Here is a 19,508-nt window from a genome sequence, read left to right as displayed (position 1 = left end):
ATCCCCTCAAATCGACTGATTTTTCTCGATTGCTTATTGTTTTAATCGGTAGACGGATAATCACGAACCAACGCCTTTTCTCGACGCCATGCTCGGTAAAGCTCCAACAAAGAAGGGACTTTGTGCCCGGCCTTTCGCTGCAAACTACCAATCTCAAACAGCATGCGGTATTGATCCAGCAAGGTACCGAATGCACTCTTGAGCGTCGCACCGCGATCCCAGATATGCGCGGCTTCGCTGCTTGCACCATTGACTTCCAGCAACACAAAATCCTCACCTCGCGTCAGGCTGTTGATGTCCCGGAACTTGAGATCGATCCGCCCATAGTGAAAACCGGGAAAGTCATCAAAAATTTCATCCAAGCGCTCGGCTAATGAATCGCTTATATAGTCACGCCCATCGCGGAAAATCGCACCGCGAGAATGACTACCGGCAAAAGCAAGGCGGAAGGTTTCCCCTTTTGCCAAGACTAGATCCAGTTTGTCCTCATGGCGCGTCCGGTATAAATGCGCGAGTTTTCCGGCACGGGAATCCTCATCAATCAATTGGGCGAGATTACTTTCTCCATCACCCACCACGAAAGGGTTGTATTTCAGGGTCATGGAGAAAATCTGACCTTTTTTCTGATCGGGATAACGCACATAGAACACGCCTGCTTCGGCGTTGTAAGGCGCCTTTTCTTGCAACATCAATCGGGCGCCATCTGGGAACAAGCGCAGGTATTCTTCCAGCTCGCCTTTGTTCTCGACCAAACGTACACCCGCACCGCGACAGCCCAAGTCTGGCTTGGCAACAACAGGAAAGCCGAGCCCTACCTGATGTAATGCCGTCAGCGCCTGATGTGCCTGTGTTTCAGGCGGCATCGAAGATTTTTCCCACATGATGTAAGGCAATACCCAAGGCTTGGCTGTATCACCAGCCAGTGACAAGATAGCGTCTTTGGATTCACCCACCATGCCACTCAATTCAATGCCTGGGTTTGCTATCAACGGTAAACCAAAGCTTCTGAACTTCAGCCCGTTCCATATCCATTGCAAGGCAACCGGGGCGTAAAACACCCAACCCGGCCAAAATTCAAAAAACGACACCGGTTTGCCGCTCATGTCTAAAGGCGGCATGCCATGGTTAACCGGTAAAGCAGGAGAGGTTTTCTCTTCCACCAGCTTTAATCTGTGCAAACGGCTTTCTCCTTGAGCTTGCTCACTGCAACGCGGTTAACGGCAATGAGCAAGATCACCACAACTGGGATAAGTCCCCAGCTGAGATGGTTATTAATCCATTCAATTTCGCCCAGTTTGTAAACCAGCACGAAAACCAGTACCGTCCAGAGCCCAGTAGCAACCAGCACGGCCAATAAAAAGGGTTTCAGTCCGACACGGAAGAAACCGCTCAGGCAAAAACCGACAAACCTAAGACCTGGCACGAAGCGAATTAAGAACAAATTACCAAACGCGTGGGCACGCAACTTCCGGCGTATCATTCTTCCGCTCGGTTTGGTCAGCAAAAATCCGCGCAGCTTTCTCCAGCGACGTGCCCACAAACCCAGTGCGTAAAGACCAATATCACCAGTCGCAATACCAACAAAAATGGCAGCTAGCGCTGCAGGCACTGACATAACACCTTGCGACGCTGCAACGCTGGCGGTCACAATCGCTAAATCTTCAAGTAGATAAGACAACAGGATCACCACGAAAAAGAGGGTCACCGGGGAATAGGTCAACAAGGTTGTGGTGATATCGTTCAAGGTAGGCGCCTGACTCAATATTCTCGTTACAGAATAGACAGGATTGGCAGGCGTTTGCTTTCAGCTGAAAAACAAATTCTTATTTTTCACAAAAAAAGGACAGGTATATATCTGATTTAATGACTATTCTGGCAATGCAAAACTTCAGTTTTCCCATGCTTCAATTCGTGACACACTAGAGGCTGTTGACCTCGTCACTCCAGATTATCTCAAGGACACGCCCTCATGACGGATAAACCACAAAGTGCTTTTCTTCGGCTGCAATATGAAATGGCTGAATTTGCCCGTGAGCGGGATTGGGAACAGTTCCATAGCCCAAAAAATCTGGTCATGGCATTGAGTGGTGAAGTCGGAGAACTGTCTGAGCTTTTCCAATGGTTAACACCGGAACAAGCTGAGAACTTTCCCCCTGGGAAACGACAAGCACTTGAGCATGAGTTGGCAGATATCCAACTGTACCTAATACGCATTGCAGATCGCTGCGGCGTTGATTTAGAAAAAGCCTGTGATGAGAAAATCGAACATAACCGGAAAAAATACCCTCCGGAGAAATGTTTTGGCCGCGCGGTAAAATACAACGAACTTTAACCGTAATGGCATGTACGAGACCGCTTACATGCCTTTGTGGGCCAAAAGGTTTTCTCGGCACAAAAATAAGACATCATCTAAACTTTTGAGACAAAACTTCCCCTCTCGGCGTACCTTAGCTGTCGACGCCCACCAATAGGGAAAATGCACTTATTTGACTCAAAGCAACGGATGAAACAATGACTCCAACGGCAGCACCGAACGAATCCAAGGACATATTTCCTGAGAACGCTGTTTTACTCCGGGTCACGCTTCTTTTTTTCGGATGCCTTTTTCTCGCCTTATTTGCTATTTACCTTCTTAGGCAGCCTGAAAGTGCAGCCTTTATCTGGTATACCAATGCCTTTGCTATTGGCATGATTGCCCTTGCGCCTTCATGCCAACGCCTCGCATTAATTGGCGCCGCCTTTGTCGCCATCCTATTCTCGAATCTGCTATTCGGCGATGAAGTGGTACAGAGTCTGCAACTCGCCGCCGCTAACAGCACCACGATTGCCCTTGGTAGTGTATCTTTCGCCTATATCAGCCGAAATACAGAACCATTTCTGTCCATGAAAGCATTTACTCTCTTTGTTTTCTTTACGGTGTTAATCAGCCCAATGGTTGGCGCTATTTTAGGGGGATGGGTACTTAACCGAGAACTCTCCATTCCGTTTGAAGCTGTCGCTCCAGCATGGTATCTGGGTGACGTGGTTGGCATTCTTTCCATTACTCCCTTTATTTATACGGTACTAAAAAATAACAAAGAATTACCATCAAGCATCTACAAGCCGTCCACACTGGCAACGATATTTCTCATTGCAGCTTTATCCGGCTGGTTGCTGGCACAAGTCACATTCCCCTTTATTGCTATCGCCATAGCATTAACCATTGCAGGTGTTGTTTTAGATAGGCTTTCAGCTTTTTTTACCGCCTTCGTGGTATCAATAACACTGGACTTACTATTGGTTAATCCCAGTGAAAACCTAACGATATCGTCCGAACCCAATGGTATAATGAATCTGCTCTTACCTATCAGCGGTGCAATGTTGCTGGGTGCTATTCTTGCTATAAAATCAGCGCGCCTGCTTCAGATTCAGAAAATGAGCGATGAACGTGCGGAGTTGTTTTCAAATGCCATGCAATCTTCTGTGATTGGCACTGTGATGGTGCAACCGGATGGGAGAATCACTAACGCTAACCAAAGTTTCATCGACCTGATTGGTTACACCGCAGAAGAGCTGACAAAGAAAACCTTCAGAAAGCTTGTATTCCATCGTGACAAAAATGCCGCCAATGAGCAGCTTCAATTACTCTCTTCAAGTAAAATCAATAACTTTCAAACTGAAGTTCGCCTCACGCGCAAAAACAAACAAGTGGTTTGGACGCGCATTGGTGTCTCTATCATCAGGGACAAATGGACAGGAAATACCCAGCAGTTTATCTACCAGGTTCAGGATATCGACAAAGATCGCCGCTTCGATGATGAACGGAAAATGTGGTCGAAGAAATTTGAATTTGCCCTCGGTATCAACCGTACAACGGTTTATGAAATGGAGTGCCACACCAGGTACCTGCACCTTTCAGAAAACGCCAGCCAGGCAATTGGCATAAAAGCCAGTGACATCAAACGACTTTACGAGTGGATGTCCCGTATTCACCCTGATGATCTCAGAGAATATCAACACGCAGTGACATACAATGGCGGCCAATTTGGTGCCATTGAATATCGGTTACTGGATGACAATGAACGCTATCGCTGGGTGAGGGATCATTGCCAACCTATCGAACATGACAGCCATGGCCTAACCACCAAAGTGATTGGTACCATCACCGATATTGATGATGAACGCGAGCTTTCACTGCAAGAGGCGTTCGCTGCTAAGCAAGCTGAACTTGTCGGCCAGGTATGCGATTTCGGCCTTTGGGAGTACAACCCAGAAACGGAAGAGATTTACTGGAATACCGAGATGTATGCCTTATACGGGCTTCAAGAAAGCGACGGTGTATCTAAATCCCTGTGGCGAGATAAAGTATTGCCTTCAGACCGACACCAACTCGAGGCCATGTTTAACGTATCGAAAATTTATAACGAACAGCTTGACCTCAACATTCAGGTGAGGAATGCCAATGGTCTGGTGGTGTGCCACCATATTCTCGCCCGCGTAATACACCCAGACACCGGTTCACGCCTGATCGGGCTTTGTCAGGAGACTACCACGATCTACCGCGAAAACGTGCAGCTCGAAAGGGAGAACTTGCTACTCTCAACCGCTGCTGAATCCGTCAGTGATGGCATCATAACGCTCGATTCCCTACTCAGAATCACCTTCATCAACCGCCATGCTGCGGCTTTTACTGGCCTACCGAACAATGAGCTGGTCGGCACCAATATTGATGAGCACTTCAATATTTTTGACCGCCAAAATCAATACACTTTTGCTCACCTACTCTCTGCGTACCATCAGGACTTCCGCCTAAGCGATACCTTCACCTTGCAAACTGAGCAACATCAGGAACAACAGGTCTATTTAGAAGTAATTCCGGTTATCCCCAACGGAAATGCACCAAACGGATGGGTGATCACCTTCCATCATCACATAGCTTCGAGGGAAGAGCAGGTTGCAGTGCAAGAAGAACAGTCGGCTGTAGATATGCTCACCAAGCTCCCGAACCGACATGCCTTTGAACAAAACCTGCAAGGCCACATCGACAGTCTCGAAAAATCGTCAGACAGACACACACTGGCAGTCGTGGAAATAGGCGGACTCGAATCGCTGGCCGATGCGTTTGGTAACCAAATCAGGGATCAACTTGTTAAATCAGCCGGTTTAATTATCAAGTCTTTTGGAAAACAGAATGCTGCCAGACTCAGTGACAACCATTTTGGCCTCTTGCTGCCCAACGAATCTACCGAAAACGCCCAGCAATCTCTGCACAAGCTTTCAGAGAAAATCTGCTCATTAAAATACCAACATGGCGAAACATCTTACCCGTTGAATTGCTCAATTGGCTTGACCACTGCCGATGCACAGCAAAACACACCATTCCAAATCATATATCAAGCGCAGGTTGCACTCGAATCATTGACGGAAAGTTGCAAGCCGGCCATTTCAGTGTTCGACCCTTCATTGCTGAATGATGGAATTTCATTCCGTCGCGACTTCCTGTTGCAGCGTATTGATACCGCCATATCCACGAATTCTTTCAGTCTACTTAGCATGCCATTGGTACCCAATAGCCAAGAGCTCCCTACTTGGCATGAGGTGCTGGTCAGACTGATCACCGAAGAAGGGAATTTACTGCTTCCCGCCGAATTTCTCCCAGCTGCTGAGCCGACAGGTCGCCTGATCAGCATTGAGCGCTGGGTGTTTAATGAGGTGCTTGTCGAGCAGGCGGATGCACTCGCTGAGACTGGATTGGGTGTTGCTGTCAATATTTCAACTGGTGCATTCTACAGCCAAAGCTTCATGAGCTATTGTTTTGGGCTCATCAAAGAAAGCGTGCTTCCTGCCAATCAGATTTGTATTGAAATCAAAGAGAGCACTTTGCTTATCGACACCATTCGCTCTCAAGACATCATTTCATCACTGCGTAAACTCGGATGCGAAGTCGCCGTCGACAACTTTGGCTCAGAGCTCTCCTCTTTTGGCCACCTACGCAAATTCAATATCAGCTTGATCAAAATCGATGGCAGCATTATCTCAATGATGAAGTCGAGTAAGGTCGACAAACGCATTGTTGACTCTATCAAACAGGTGGCAGATACACTGAAAGTTAAAACTTCCGCGCATAAAGTCAACAGCGAGGAAGACCTTCACCATGTGCGCGAAGTGGGTCTGGATTACACCCAAGGATATGTGTATGGAGAGCCAATCCCCCTTGGCCGTGTCATCTCCTCTTCTAAGGCAGGCATCAGAAATCCCTATGAGAAAGATGCTGCCAGCAATAGAAAATCTGCGGGTTAACTTTATTCACATCTAATTAGTATGCAGATCAGGCATTCAGACCGTTTGGGTATATCTCGTGTCACAGAGTCACTCCTAACACCTTCCCATCATTGACGATTTAGCATTCAATCAGACTTCTTAAAAATGGCTTTATCAGGGATTGATACATGGTGAATTGCGACTATTTGATCGTTGGCGCAGGAATCGTTGGATTGAGTGTCGCCAGTGAACTGCAACAGCAGGCCCCCAATGCGCGTGTCGTGGTGGTCGAAAAGGAACCTCAGCCTGCCAGCCACCAAACTGGACGCAACAGTGGTGTCATCCATGCCGGTGTCTACTACACGCCCGGCAGTATGAAGGCCCGCTTTTGCAAAGAAGGGAATCAGGCCATCAAAGCTTTCTGTACCGAACACCAAATCCCTTTTGAGGAATGCGGCAAACTGCTGGTTGCCACCAGTAAAGTTGAACTCGAACGCATGGAAGCATTAAAAATCCGCGCAGCTGACAACGACTTGGATTTCGATGTGCTGGACACGGCACAGCTTAAGAATAAAGAGCCAAATATCAGAGGTCTTGGTGCTATCTTTATCCCTTCCACAGGCATCGTTAGCTATCGCCAGATCTGCCAAAAGCTCGGAAGTATGATCAAGGAGCGCGGTGGGGATGTTTTTTATAGTCATCCTGTTGAGTACATTCAAGAATCCAAAGATGGCGTGACTGTGGTGGCAGGTGAACAAACCTTCCATACCGGCAAGCTGATTTCCTGTGCAGGCATCATGTCAGATCGCATTGTGCGCATGCTGGGTGAAACGCCCGATTTCCAAATGGTGCCGTTTCGCGGCGATTACTATCAACTGGCGAGCGAACATAATGCCATTATCAGCAGCCTGATTTATCCCATCCCTGACCCTGCTTTGCCCTTCCTCGGCGTTCACCTGACCAAAATGATTGATGGCTCAGTCACTGTTGGCCCAAATGCGGTGTTAAGCCTTGCCCGTGAAGGCTACTCTCGCTTTTCTTTCTCTCCGAGTGACGTGGTTGAGATGCTGCAGTATCCGGGGTTTTACAAAGTGATTCGCCGCAATTTCAAATCCGCCATGAAGGAGCTCAGGAATGGGTTCTGGAAACCGGGCTACTTAAGGGAAGTGCAGAAGTATTGCCCTTCACTGACCAATCAGGATTTGCTTTCCTACCCTTCCGGTATTCGCGCTCAAGCGGTCTATCCAAATGGCGATCTGGTTGATGATTTCCTATTCCACAAAACCGAACACGCATTAGTCGTTTGCAATGCACCTTCACCGGCAGCAACATCTTGCTTTCCTATCGCTAAACATATCGTCGAACAACTCAACTAGACCTGCTCAAAAAGCGCGCTAACACCTTGTGTGCTAGTGCAAAATTTCTATCTTTCGCTCCCTCGATGCCGACAAAATTCTTTCCTTTTTTAAAGGTCAGGCATAGCATCGTCGCCTCTATTCACTAAGAACAAAAACAACAATCAGAAGTGACGATGAAAAAAACCATTCTTCTGCTGTCAGCAACCCTGCTTGCTGGCTGCTCGTCAGCGCCCGAAACCCCGGACTGCAATTGCGATAACACACCGCCACCTGTGACCAGCCAACCCGTGTCTGATGCCAACAAAAAGGCAATCAACGCCCTGTTCGCTTATATTGCGAAAGAAGCGAAAAAACAATGGGACGACGATGAGTATGTCGAGTCCAGCAAACACCGCTATGTGAAGTATCTGGACGGTTATCAGACCCGTGCACACATCGACTTTGAGGCAGGTAAGATCTATGTTTCTACCGTTGCCCAGCGCCAGCCGATGGAGAAGCTGCCAAAAAGCCATCGTTCAAACGGTATTAATGCCCGCTGACCCCAAGCACGTCGAGCAGTTTACGGACAAAGATATTGAGCTCACCGGAAAGCCATTTTTCCTCGGTCAGATTGTCGATCAGGAAGGCAAATCGATTGAGTGGGAATGGCGCGCAAACCGCTTTGCGGATTACCTCATCAACAACAAGCTACAAAGCAAAACCATCAAGCGCGGCAAAGCCTATTACGTGCAAATTGATATGGTGAAAGACCATTTGGAGCAGCGCGAATACCAGTATGCACACTATGTTCGCGACGCCTCAAAGCGTTACGACATTCCAGAAGATCTGATTTATGCGGTGATCAAAACCGAAAGCAGCTTCAACCCTTATGCGGTCAGCCATGCGGGCGCATACGGGTTAATGCAGGTGATCCCGAAAACAGCAGGCGCAGATGTGTTTAATCTGGTGAAGAAAAAGCCGGGAATGCCGACCAAAGAGTACCTGTTCGATCCGGCTAACAATATCGACACAGGCACGGCGTATCTGCACATTCTGAAAACCCGTTATCTGCGTGATGTGAAGAACGCTTCATCCAAACACTTCAGCATGATTTCCGCCTACAACGGCGGCACCGGCGGTGTTCTGGCCACCTTCCATAACGATCGCAAACAGGCCATGGTAGAGCTAAATCGTAAGTCTCCGCGCCAGGTCTACGATGCCCTGACAACCCGACACCCGAAAGACGAGGCGAGACGCTACCTGCAAAAGGTGCTCTACTTCCAGAAAGACTTTAATGAAGGGAAAATTTCAGCAGTTACCAGAAATGGTTTAACTGGAAACGCGAAGTCATTTACTTCGCGTTTTTCATTTCTTCAAAACCACCTGCATTGTGAAGATTGGTGAAGCCCTTGCTCAACAGATATTGATAGGCTGCACCCGAGCGAACGCCGCTGCGGCAATACAACACCAGCGGTGTGTCTTTATCTAAATGCTGGATGTGCTTATCCAGCTCCGTCACAGGGTAATTCAGTGCACCACTCAGGTGGCCATCATCGAACTCAGCCGGAGTACGAACATCCACCACCATCGCGCCCTGCTCAATCATTTCCCAACCATACTCTGCGCGCTCCGTTGCCGAAGCCACAGGCGCCACCAGCAAGGCGCTACAAAGTGTCAGGGTTAATGCGATTGTTCTGTTCATTCCTTCATCCTTGGCTTTAATCTATTTCTTCTTGTATTTATGTAATAAATCCAGAGGGATATGGCAATAGTCATCAGGAAAACGGGTCAGCCTGTCTTGATGCTCATCATCACTCGGCACATAGTTACTCAGGGGCAAGACTTCCACTGCAATCTTTTCCGCATCTTCCCTGGCCGCAATGAATTCGCGGGCAATAGTCAAATGATCAGGATGCTTGCTGTATATGCCTGTGCGGTATTTCTCGCCGACATCTTCGCCTTGCTGGTTCACACTGTGCGGATCGATGATTTCAAAGAAATATCCCATCAGCGTCATGACAGAGACCGTGTCAGGATCGAATTGTGTTCGTACACTTTCGGCATAACCATCATAAGGTGCGGCCGTTGAGTCGCTGGTGCCGTTTGCCCTTCCCGCTTCTGTGGATACTACACCTGGCAAGTGGCGCATAAATTCCTGAACACCCCACAGGCAGCCACCTGCAAAGTAGATCTCTTCCAACGATTTTTCTGGCGAAGCTTTTTTCATTGTTAATGAGTATCTTGTTTATTGGTTTAAACGACTTTCAACGACTTCATAGTGAGACACGTGAAAGTCAGGTTTCAGTTCGTACTTTCATCTTCCGGGTACAAACGGGCAATGCCGATATCTTCACCCGCAAAGGCCTTAATGCACTCCAGATCTTTCCAGTAGCTGATTAAAGTAATTTCTGAATTTCCATCCATCTCGCGCTTGAATATCTGCGCCCCCCGAAAACCCTCAGTCTCAGACGTTTCTTTTACCCCGGTTTCATAAAGATAAGCAATAAAACCCTCTTCATGGTGCTTTGGACACCGTGCTTTCCATTCCCTTGCGATCATCTCAAACTCCTTGTTACTCGCTGAACTTTGAAAACCTTAACACGGTAAAATCCCACTTGGTGAAATTTGTCCGCTAGTCCTCATACATATTCATCCTCTCCAACGAAAAACAGCCCTCAAAGGGCTGTTTATGTATGATATTCAACGGTTGGAATGAAGAGAGAAAGCTACCTCCTAACAATGTATGGAGTGATACTATTCGGCCTATCAAACCTCTCAATAGCGGCTAATCGCAACGCTTTATGTCGCGGATTTCAGTCTGATATAGTCACTCTGACTGGCCTTGCGTTGGTTTTCCCCCAAATAGTCAAGCCAATCATCGACAGGCAGCGGTTTGGCGAAATAGTAGCCTTGTGCCGACGTGCACCCAAGCTGACGCAAAGTGTCGACATGCGGCCGAGTTTCTGTCCCTTCTGCCACCACGGATAAATCCAGCACGCTCGCCAGTTGGAGAATCGCCTTGGTGATTTCATAGTCAGACGATGATGAGTGAACGTCTTTGATGAAGCTCCGGTCTAGCTTGATGTAATCGGCGGATAGGTTTTTAAGCACAGAGAGCGAGGAGTAACCGGTACCGAAGTCATCAATCGCGATTTTATAACCTTTGGCGTGAAGGGTTTCGATTGTCCTGACGCAAGTTTCAAAGTCCCGCATCATATCGCGCTCAGTGATTTCCAAAATCAGCTGACTCGGCTCGCAATCTGTCTTATCGAGGATTTTTTGCAGTTGTTCTGCCAAATCCGTCATGTAGAACATTCTTGCGGAAAAGTTAACCGAGATAAGAATGCTTGACGTGTCGATACCCGCGTTTTTCCAATCTGTTATCAATCTGGCTACCTTGCTGAACACCCATTTATCAATGTCGACGACCAGATCAGATTTCTCTGCGACTTCCATGAAAGCAGACGGCGGGAGCAAGCCCAGTTTAGGGTGCTGCCAACGCACCAATGCTTCTGCACCAATGATATTGCCGGAAGCTAAATTCACTTTGGGTTGGAAGAAGACAGTCAGCTCATCTCCGCGGACTGCTTGGTTTAAGCCGCGGTTGGTCTCGATAATGTCGTTCACTTCAGTGGTCATTTCATCCGTGTAAATACGGTAACTGTCGCGGCCATTGCGTTTCGCGTAGTACATTGCCGTATCTGCATTCCGGATCAGTGTTTCACCATCATACCCGTGGTCAGGGAATTCACAGATACCGATACTGGTCGACACAAAAACTGTGCTTTTTTCAATGTAATAAGGTTGCTTAATTGCCTTATTAATTCGCTGGGCGATGAGCTTCCCTTGCTCTAAGTGAGTGTTAGGAATGAGGATCATAAACTCATCCCCCCCCATACGGGCAACAAAGCCGGAATCGCCAATCAATCTGGTCAGTTTACCGGCCACGTTGACCAGTAGGTTATCTCCCGCGGCATGTCCCAGAGAATCGTTGATAGTTTTGAATTCATCAATATCCAGATAGAGAAGCAGGAATTTGGTGCCATTTTCCTTGGAGTCAGCAATTTGATTACGCAGCTCTTTCGTCGCCAGCAAGCGGTTTGCGAGGTGAGTTAAAGGATCATGATGGGCAAGAAAGTCGAAGTTTTTCTTCTCTTCGGTGATGGCCTGATAAGCCTCAGACAACCTCGCCGCCATATTGTTGTAGGCATTCTCAATATGCCCCCACTCATCCGTCCGTCCCAAATCAATGGGACGTTTGGTCCCATGTGAAACCAAGCGATCAAATCCATCTTTAAGATCGTCAAGAGGCTTCTGGATATGTCTGCTGACAACGTGATTAACCAGCAGCACAGAGAACAAAAACGCCAGCAGACTGATGATGATAGCGTTGAAGCGAGATTCAGTAATCACATCTTCCAGCTGTGTTGTCAGCTGTAAAGTTTGCTCCTGAACGCGGGATTCAGTGCTTTCCACCATTTCAAGCAAACCCGCCTGAGCCTGAACAAGTGCCGCCATGACAATCCAACGCTGGTCAAGGTTGGCGCGGATTTTCCTGAGCGTCGCATGGTATCGCTCTAGAGTTCGCTTAATTGCGATTTTCTGCGTTCGGACCTCTGTGGTGGATATGTCCACGTTTTCCAGATGAAGCTGAAGAATGTCCAGCTCTTTTTCTGCCTCGATGAGTAACACTTTTTCGGTTTCAGGCGTAATGCGGCTATGAATATCCCCCAACATTTTTCCAACCATCAGAAATGACTCACGAAGCATGGCGATAATATCAAGCTCGTTATTGTAGATAGTCACCTCTTCCTCGCCAAGGTGTTCTAACTTACTCGCCGCCACTGCCACCTCAAGCGCGTCGAGTTGCTCAGCCAAGGTAGCATCAATGGTGTTGGTCTGTTTTAGGATTCTGTTCAGCGCCAGTGAACTGCCTAAAAAGCGGTGGAAGTTGTCGATGAACGCATCTATTTGATAGGAAAAATCCTGATTCGTAGAAAGATCTCTTAGCCTTTGCAGTTGGAAATCAATGTTAAACGCTTCTTCAGAAAGCACGGTTTCACTGTACAGGAAGGTTTGTTCCAACAATTTCACACGCGAGGTCAACGCAAAGACTCGGCGGCTGATCTCTGAGTTCACAATCAGTTCAGACACATGACGCGAGGTTTCCGTTTTGAGTGTTGATTCAACATAGAACAGCGAACGAATAACAATCAAAACAGCGAAGCTCACCATCAGAAGAGAGATGAGGCTCGAGATGATAAGCCGTTGGGTAATACTGGTATTGTTAAAATTCATCATGGCTTCCATATCTTGAGGTAGGCATCGCGGTAGCCATTTTTCGGGTCATAGACACCACGTTCATGCTTGCCAATCAATTCGCTGACATTCTCAGGTGTCACCATGTGCACTGGCGCGGAATATCCACTCGGAGGAAGTTGGTTGAATGCGCGGTTCAGCTCATCCGTGATCTGCCAACCATGTAGGTAGAGCGGCTCAGGAACTGTTGCCAACTGGAAGCTGCCATTGTTAATGCGCTTATAGGCCGCGCGGCTTCCATCACCGGCAGAGATGTTCTGCGGTATATGAATTTGCTGTTCTACGTTTGTTTCTAGAGAGGGGATAACATAGTCAATGTAGAGGTCGTTGATAGCGAGAATGTGTGTAATATCTGCGCCGTATTTCTTCCAAAGACCTTCAAACGTTACTGGCATCTGCTCGGCGATTTTATCCAGAGGCAGCGCGTTGACCTCCAAGACTTCACAGTTTGCACAACGACGGATGGTGTCTGCCATGGCGTTCGCTTTGATGGTGGCAATTTTGTAGTTTGGATCTGTGAATATCAGGGTTTTTGCACGCCCTTTGGAGTTGACGATAGCCAGCATCGCGGCAATTTCGGCAACGGCGAGCGGATCCGTAGTCACGTTCATGAAAAGACCCAGTTCGCTGTTCCCACCCGCCAGCTCGGTTGCATGCCAACCAATCACTACAATGCCATGGCTTTTGGCAATTTTGAGCACTTCTTTGTGATGCTGAGCGTCGATACCACCGAGCACAATCGCATCTGGTTTGAAGCTGATGGCTTTCTTGATGGCTGCTCCTTGACGCACCTCTGAACCAAACCCATCAATAAACCTAAGGTGCCAGTCGAGATTGGAAATGGCTTCAGACATCCCTTTACCAACGCCGTATACCCCACCATTTCTCAAGTCAGAGGCAACAAAAATAATGTTTTTACCGCTCACAATACTTGGGCCGGTCGTGGGGCCACCCCAGACAGCATTCTCATATATCGCTCTTTTCACTTTTTCCTGTGCATAGCCAACGTAATATGCTGTCAGCGTTTCGGCAGAACACGTTGTCGCGAAGAAAAAGATGATAAAAGTCTTGAATCGGGAAAAAATATAAGCACTCAAAGAATGAAACCAGTCCGATTTATAATTCTCATGTATCATTAATAAGCATGTTAATAGAGTTTTTCCAGTTGGTAAACCACAAGGAAGGAAAATGAAAAGAAGTATAGTGGCAGGCCTGGTTGTTGCTTTGTGGGCGATGTCTTTTTCAGTTTCATCTAAAGAAAACCTAAATAATTCGAATAATGAAAAGCTTAAAACATTTCAGAAAACCGTTAGTGAACCGCCTTTACCAACGAATATAGAAAAGTTTAGCAAACCTATACGCATTGCAGTTATTTACCCGAGTGCAGATATCTCTGATTTTTGGGTGAAAAATTTCAAAGCGATGACAAAGCGCTTATTGGACTTAAAAGTACCCTACGAGGTTCACGAGTATACCTCAAAGCAAATTGAGCACTCATTGCAATCGCAATACACAGAGCAAGTACTTAATGCTGAGCAGCCGTATGACTTCGTGATTTTCGGCCCTTCCGAGCTGGACCTACAGGCAGACAACATCCAAAAACTCTCGGCGTCAGACAAGTTCAAAACCTTCATTTGGGCGTTCCATACACCAAACAAAGCATGGACACATCAGCCGGACGGCTGGTTCGACTTTTCGAGTGCGATGGGCGCAGATGTGCTTTGCGACCATGTGATTAAACACATGGGAAAGCAGGTGGAATTTGCAGCAAACCGTGGAATCCCAGGCATTACAGATACTCAACGTTCTCAAGGGTTTATCGACTGTGTCCAGCAGAAAGGTGATTGGCTAAACATTTACGAGCACTTTGGCCAATATCAGAAACTCGGAGGCGCTGACGGCGTGCGATTGGTACTCAATAATTTCCCTGAAGTGTCAATGATACACAATGCCAATACCGCCATGACCATGGGGGCTGTCGAAGCGCTTGGTGAAGCAGACCGATTGTCTGACATTTACGTAACGGGCTGGGGTGGCACGGCAAAAGAGATCGAAAAGATTCGGGCTGGTGAGTTAGATGCGACGCCAATGCGGATGAGCGATGATCTGGGTGTAGCTACTGCCGAAGCGATCAAATTTCATATTGAAGGTAGATCATCGGAAGTGCCTTTAATTTATCTCGGGCGCATCACTGTGGTTCATAACCAGATGAAAGAAAGCGAATTAAACCGCCTGACCAGAGAAGCATTCCGTTATTCTGGCATTGAGTGAGAAATATTAAAACTCGACGACTTAATTCTCATTTCTGAGAATAAAGTCGTCAGAAAACCAAATTATTCTCAAAATTAAGAAGACAAAATAATACCTAATTAAATTAATTTTTATAAATGAAAGAAAAATGAAATAGATTTCATATTCAAAGGAGGAAAAAACAGTTAAAGATTTATTCTTCTTGAACCAATACTCCTCCATGTTCTTTACTAACAAAAACAACCTAATAGTGCGTCTAATTGATCAATAGACTCTAGCGAATCGGGATCGCCACCCTGACGCCCAACCCCGGCTCAGCATCAAACAGCTCAATATGGCCATAATGCAAACCAGCCACCGCCTTTGCCAAGGACAACCCAAGACCCAAGCCACCATCTGTGCGGCTTTTGTCTACGCGGTAAAGACGTTCGAACACGCGTTCTTTTTCTTCATCGACGATGCCAGGTCCGTTATCGCTCACTTCGAGCCAAACATTGCCGTTTTCCGGATTTTCACCGCAGCGAAGAGCGATTTCACTGCCCGCCGGACAATAGCGCAGCGCGTTCTCAATCAGATTAGCGACCTGCTGGATAAGCAATTCTCGATCGCCTTGAATCATCAGTGGTGAATCCGGCTTCTCAATCGTCAGCGTCATCTCTGCATCTTCGGCGACATCGACATAAATCTCTGCCACTGTCTCGATAACATTATTCAGATCAAGCGCCATAAAGCGGCTTCGGCGTGCACCGGACTCAATCTGAGATATCCGCAGCAATGCATCAAAAATAGAAGCCAAACGCTGCGAATCTTCCAGCGCTTTGTCCAGTTCCTCGATAAAAGCGTCATCGAGATTCGGCTCAACACGCTCCGCGTCTTCCCGAAGTGTCAGCAGGTTATGGCGCAACCGGGTAATCGGTGTTTTTAGCTCATGAGCGATGTTGGCAGAGATGTCGCTCATTGCCGCGACAGAGCCTTCCAGCCGTGACAGCATGTCATCGACAGAAACTGAAATTCTCGCCAAGTCATTGTGTGTGTATTTCACGTCGGTCCGAGCGGAAAGATCGCCCTCAGCCGCCGCATTGAGCACGCTTTCAATACGATTAATGCGTTTTTGGCTGATACGGCTCATCACAACAACCAATGCCACGGTGAAAATCGACACCAATACGCCAGCAAGCACAAAACCAGACGCCAACACCGCAAGAATCTCGTCGTCTTCTATCGGGTCGTCATCCACTTTTTTATGGTGACCGGTAGCGAGCTGCTGGGACTCTTTCACTATCTCGCGGTTTTGGTCTTTCAGTTCATGCTCGACATAGAAGAAAGTCACGGTTGCCATCAACACCAGACTGATAATCGACACACCACCAAACATCAAACCTTGCTGGGTTGCAGAGCTTTTCATCCACGACGGTAACAACGTCAGCAGTTTGCGCTTGGAAAAGTGGCGATGGAAAAAGTCCGTCACTCTGGCTTTCATTTCGCCTCACCGCCTTTTTGTTCAAGCTTGTAGCCCACGCCACGCACAGTCTGAATCAGTGTGTCGCCAAATGGCTTTTCGAGCTTGTTACGAAGGCGGCTGATGTGGGTTTCCACTACACTGGTTTGCGGGTCGAAATGAATATCCCAAACGTGTTCAAGCAGCATGGTACGGGTGATCACCCGACCAGGATGGCGGAGGAAAAGCTCCAGAATACGGAACTCTTTCGGCTGTAAATCCAGTGGTTGCCCCTGACGGGTGGCGGAATGCTCAAACAGGTTCAGCACCACGTCGCCATAACTGATTTCAGGGCTGGCTTCGGTGGACTTCAACACAGAGCGGCGGGAAAGCGCAGTGACGCGAGCCAACAGCTCAGAAAACGCGAAAGGCTTGGTGAGGTAATCATCACCACCCGCTTCCAAACCCTGCACGCGATCATCCACACCGCCGAGGGCGGTCAGAAATAGAATTGGCGTGCCGACCTGAGCCGCACGCAACGCTTTTACCAAAGAGAGTCCATCCAGCCCCGGCAACATACGATCGACAATCGCCACATCGTAGCTTTCTGCCATACAAAGCGTGAGCGCATGCTTACCGTTGTCGGTGACTTCAACCTGATGGCCTGCTTCACGCAGGCCTTTTTCTACAAAACTACTGAGGCTGGTATCGTCCTCGACCAACAACACGCGCATAGGGACTCTCTCTGTTCGGATAACATTGCGGCTTATACAGCCACAATCGGTTCTTCGTCGTTTCTCTTATCTGTGGGGTTGGCGATGTCGTTATACATCTGGCGTTGTTGCCATTTCGCCGCAATGATGGCGGCTATTCCAGCCATCAAACTGATTCCCAGTGTAACCAGTCCCAGCATAAATAGTAGTGAGAAACTCACAACACCCAGAATTGCCATAGGTGCCTCTTGAACAACACGTTTCACCATCTCTTTTGCGCGTTGCCACATTGATGTGTTTTTGTTTTCGTCGCTCATGTGTACCTCCAATCAGGGACGGCATCGCCCCTACAGATAAATTCGATTATGACGTTTTAGGGTCTGTTGACCGTTAGTAAGGGCTTATTTCAAAGCCATCGCATTGATGCGGGTTTCAACGCTTTTGCCATTTGCATCCAGAAGCTCTACTTCATAAGAAGGCTGGCCGCGGTGATCATCTTGCTCAATGCTCCACGCTTTACCGCCTACCTGGGTTTCTGCTTGCATCAGCGCTTGTTCCAGTGAGAGGTAAGTCCCGTCTTTGATGCCTGACAACCAGATCGCATCTTCTACGTCGTCGTCATCGTGGTGGTCATCATCATGGTCGCGGCGGGTTTTCGTCAGGATCACTTCCCCCGTCGTCGCGTTCACCACGGTTTTGATTTCTTCACCGGTTTCACTTGCCAGCTCAATCTCATATACCGCCTGGCCCAGTTCTACGTCGCGCTCTGCCTCAAGTACCACGCCACCAGTTGCGTTTTTGGCAATCTCAACCGCCTGAACCAGGCTGACTGCATCTTCGTTCAGTGACTTTGGCGCGTCACCCGCATTTGCAGTGCCTACCGCCATCATGGCGCTCAGACCCAATACAGCAGAAATAGCAGCAGGCTTAAAAATCATTGTCTTTTTCATGGTGTCATCCTCGTTATTGGTATCGGTTGACAAGGGCATTTCCCTGTCGACGTGGATACTCTAACCAAAGGGGCTTTCGCCAACTTTTCGCGAACTATACATTTTTGTAAGGTTTGATAAGGCTCGCTTTCCCAAGCATTTGCGTCGAATCATGGCGACAAAAACAGTAGTATCGACGCAATCGATTCTTACCCTATGCAAGGAGTGCAACTATGGGCAGCGAGTTCTTTTTCGCTTCAATTCTTAACCTTTCCATCAACCTCATTTACACCATCATTTCTTTGCTGGTTGGCGTTTACGCCCTGTTATGGGTGGATAAGAAACTACTGAAGAATGTGGATATAGAAGAGGAAATGAAGAAGGGCAATGTGGCGGTTTCGCTTTTTGCATCAACCATCCTTATTTTCGTTGCTGTTATCGTTGCGTTCGGTTTTCGCAGTTAAGCCATGAACCTCAAGTTTTATCTTCCGCTGATGTTGGTGTTGGCCGTAGTTGCCAGCCTGCTTGAAGAGAAAAAGGCCACACTGCCAGATGTTCCGAGTATCACTGAAAAGCAGATAACCGCATCCACCAGCGCACTTACACCGGCTGAGATTGATTTTGACGGGAGCAATGGTGTTATCACCTTGCTGGATACCAAAGAGAGAATTCCCCATACGGAAATCGCCCGTTGGCGCGAATCTTTAAAGGGAAATAACGGCTTCTACACGTACAACACCAATAACCAGCCTTTCACCGCACTGGCACCGGACAGCAAGGGCAACTTTCATCTGACACACAGCTACCTCGAAGGTTATCTGCCATTCAAAATTGATAACCCTATGATGCCCATGCTGGTGATCGCCCGAAAGAAAACCTACCAGTATGACCACGAACAATACGGTGGCCTGATGGAAATTTGGCAATCAAGCAAACAGTCTTACTACTACCCTTCCGGAGATTGTGAGGACCATGCCATTCTGCTGGCAGACTGGCTGATTGAAGCAGGGTATGACGCACGCGTGGCTATCGGTACTTATGATGGTGGCGGTCATGCCTGGGTAGTGCTGTTCTTAAATGGCAAAGAGTATGTGCTGGAAGCGACCCAAAAAAGTGGTTTTGGCCGACAGTATCCACTGGCTTCAACCCAGCCTGGTTACCACCCGAAAATGATGTTTAACCGTCATTATTTCTGGCTGAACACAGGCTCTAAACAGACCACAAAATATGCATCCGGACACTGGAAGCTCATGAGTCGGTTCGCTGAGCAGCCTTTTTAACA

General features: G+C 47.8%; 17 protein-coding genes and 1 pseudogene. 7 read left to right on the top strand and 11 right to left on the bottom strand.

The genetic code is table 11. The features are described from left to right. Positions 1-41: 41 nt before the first annotated feature. Both K6Q96_RS17145 and K6Q96_RS17140 read right to left on the bottom strand, forming a co-directional pair. Positions 42-1,118, bottom strand: coding sequence for a D-alanine--D-alanine ligase (locus tag K6Q96_RS17145; protein ID WP_251882392.1), 1,077 nt, complete (start codon positions 1,116-1,118; stop codon positions 42-44). A 47-nt stretch (positions 1,119-1,165) separates the two neighbouring features. Next, positions 1,166-1,744, bottom strand: coding sequence for a DedA family protein (locus tag K6Q96_RS17140; RefSeq protein WP_251881258.1), 579 nt, complete (start codon positions 1,742-1,744; stop codon positions 1,166-1,168). A 225-nt stretch (positions 1,745-1,969) separates the two neighbouring features. Here K6Q96_RS17140 and K6Q96_RS17135 point away from each other — a divergent pair, with 225 nt between their 5' ends. The 4 genes and pseudogenes from K6Q96_RS17135 to mltC all read left to right on the top strand — a co-directional run. Continuing rightward, positions 1,970-2,332: a nucleotide pyrophosphohydrolase gene (locus tag K6Q96_RS17135; protein ID WP_251881257.1), complete on the top strand. Its 363-nt coding sequence runs from the start codon at positions 1,970-1,972 to the stop codon at positions 2,330-2,332. A 179-nt stretch (positions 2,333-2,511) separates the two neighbouring features. After that, a complete protein-coding gene (locus K6Q96_RS17130) occupies positions 2,512-6,279 on the top strand; it encodes an EAL domain-containing protein (protein ID WP_251881256.1) in 3,768 nt (1,255 codons plus the stop codon). 149 nt (positions 6,280-6,428) lie between these two features. Then, complete coding sequence (gene lhgO, locus K6Q96_RS17125) at positions 6,429-7,616, top strand: L-2-hydroxyglutarate oxidase (protein WP_251881254.1); 1,188 nt, start codon at positions 6,429-6,431, stop codon at positions 7,614-7,616. A 155-nt stretch (positions 7,617-7,771) separates the two neighbouring features. Beyond that, positions 7,772-8,885: pseudogene (gene mltC / locus K6Q96_RS17120) on the top strand (membrane-bound lytic murein transglycosylase MltC); the annotation flags it as partial. 43 nt (positions 8,886-8,928) lie between these two features. On the opposite strand, the gene K6Q96_RS17115 reads toward mltC, so the two are convergent. From K6Q96_RS17115 to K6Q96_RS17095, 5 genes are all read right to left on the bottom strand, one after another. Next, complete coding sequence (locus tag K6Q96_RS17115; RefSeq protein WP_251881253.1) at positions 8,929-9,279, bottom strand: rhodanese-like domain-containing protein; 351 nt, start codon at positions 9,277-9,279, stop codon at positions 8,929-8,931. 21 nt (positions 9,280-9,300) lie between these two features. Continuing rightward, complete coding sequence (locus K6Q96_RS17110; RefSeq protein ID WP_251882391.1) at positions 9,301-9,777, bottom strand: peptide-methionine (S)-S-oxide reductase; 477 nt, start codon at positions 9,775-9,777, stop codon at positions 9,301-9,303. A 101-nt stretch (positions 9,778-9,878) separates the two neighbouring features. After that, on the bottom strand, positions 9,879-10,136 hold the full coding sequence (locus K6Q96_RS17105) for an antibiotic biosynthesis monooxygenase family protein (protein WP_251881252.1): 258 nt from the start codon (positions 10,134-10,136) through the stop codon (positions 9,879-9,881). A gap of 240 nt (positions 10,137-10,376) precedes the next feature. Then, the gene (locus K6Q96_RS17100; RefSeq protein WP_251882390.1) at positions 10,377-12,875 is read right to left on the bottom strand and encodes a putative bifunctional diguanylate cyclase/phosphodiesterase; all 2,499 of its coding nucleotides are present in this window, start codon (positions 12,873-12,875) and stop codon (positions 10,377-10,379) included. Next, positions 12,875-13,918: a substrate-binding domain-containing protein gene (locus K6Q96_RS17095; RefSeq protein WP_434802192.1), complete on the bottom strand. Its 1,044-nt coding sequence runs from the start codon at positions 13,916-13,918 to the stop codon at positions 12,875-12,877. The genes K6Q96_RS17100 and K6Q96_RS17095 overlap by 1 nt, the downstream gene beginning before the upstream one ends. A gap of 211 nt (positions 13,919-14,129) precedes the next feature. On the opposite strand from K6Q96_RS17095, the gene K6Q96_RS17090 reads away from it, so the two are divergent. Further along, positions 14,130-15,167: a substrate-binding domain-containing protein gene (locus K6Q96_RS17090; protein WP_251882388.1), complete on the top strand. Its 1,038-nt coding sequence runs from the start codon at positions 14,130-14,132 to the stop codon at positions 15,165-15,167. Positions 15,168-15,420: 253 nt separating this feature from the next. Here the strand turns inward: K6Q96_RS17090 and K6Q96_RS17085 are convergent, their stop codons facing one another. The 4 genes from K6Q96_RS17085 to K6Q96_RS17070 form a co-directional block, all read right to left on the bottom strand. Next, complete coding sequence (locus K6Q96_RS17085; RefSeq protein ID WP_251881251.1) at positions 15,421-16,626, bottom strand: sensor histidine kinase; 1,206 nt, start codon at positions 16,624-16,626, stop codon at positions 15,421-15,423. After that, positions 16,623-17,318 carry a response regulator transcription factor gene (locus K6Q96_RS17080; protein ID WP_002536655.1) on the bottom strand — a complete coding sequence of 232 codons (696 nt, stop codon included), beginning with the start codon at positions 17,316-17,318 and terminating at the stop codon, positions 16,623-16,625. Before K6Q96_RS17080 ends, K6Q96_RS17085 begins: the two co-directional genes overlap by 4 nt. A 32-nt stretch (positions 17,319-17,350) precedes the next feature. Beyond that, entirely contained in the window at positions 17,351-17,614 is a 264-nt protein-coding gene (locus tag K6Q96_RS17075) for a hypothetical protein (RefSeq protein WP_251881245.1), read from the bottom strand. A gap of 84 nt (positions 17,615-17,698) precedes the next feature. Continuing rightward, positions 17,699-18,247 (bottom strand): PepSY domain-containing protein, encoded by a 549-nt coding sequence (locus K6Q96_RS17070; protein WP_251881242.1) that lies wholly within the window; start codon positions 18,245-18,247, stop codon positions 17,699-17,701. Between the two features lie 212 nt (positions 18,248-18,459). Here K6Q96_RS17070 and K6Q96_RS17065 point away from each other — a divergent pair, with 212 nt between their 5' ends. Next, complete coding sequence (locus K6Q96_RS17065; RefSeq protein WP_002536650.1) at positions 18,460-18,690, top strand: DUF350 domain-containing protein; 231 nt, start codon at positions 18,460-18,462, stop codon at positions 18,688-18,690. A 3-nt stretch (positions 18,691-18,693) separates the two neighbouring features. After that, positions 18,694-19,506, top strand: a complete 813-nt coding sequence (locus tag K6Q96_RS17060) for a transglutaminase-like domain-containing protein (protein ID WP_251881240.1) — start codon at positions 18,694-18,696, stop codon at positions 19,504-19,506. Positions 19,507-19,508 lie beyond the last annotated feature (2 nt).

The sequence above is a fragment of the Grimontia kaedaensis genome (assembly GCF_023746615.1).
Lineage (GTDB): Bacteria > Pseudomonadota > Gammaproteobacteria > Enterobacterales > Vibrionaceae > Enterovibrio > Enterovibrio kaedaensis.
The sequence above is the reverse complement of the archived record's forward strand: the minus strand, read 5'-3'. Positions and strand labels throughout refer to the sequence as shown.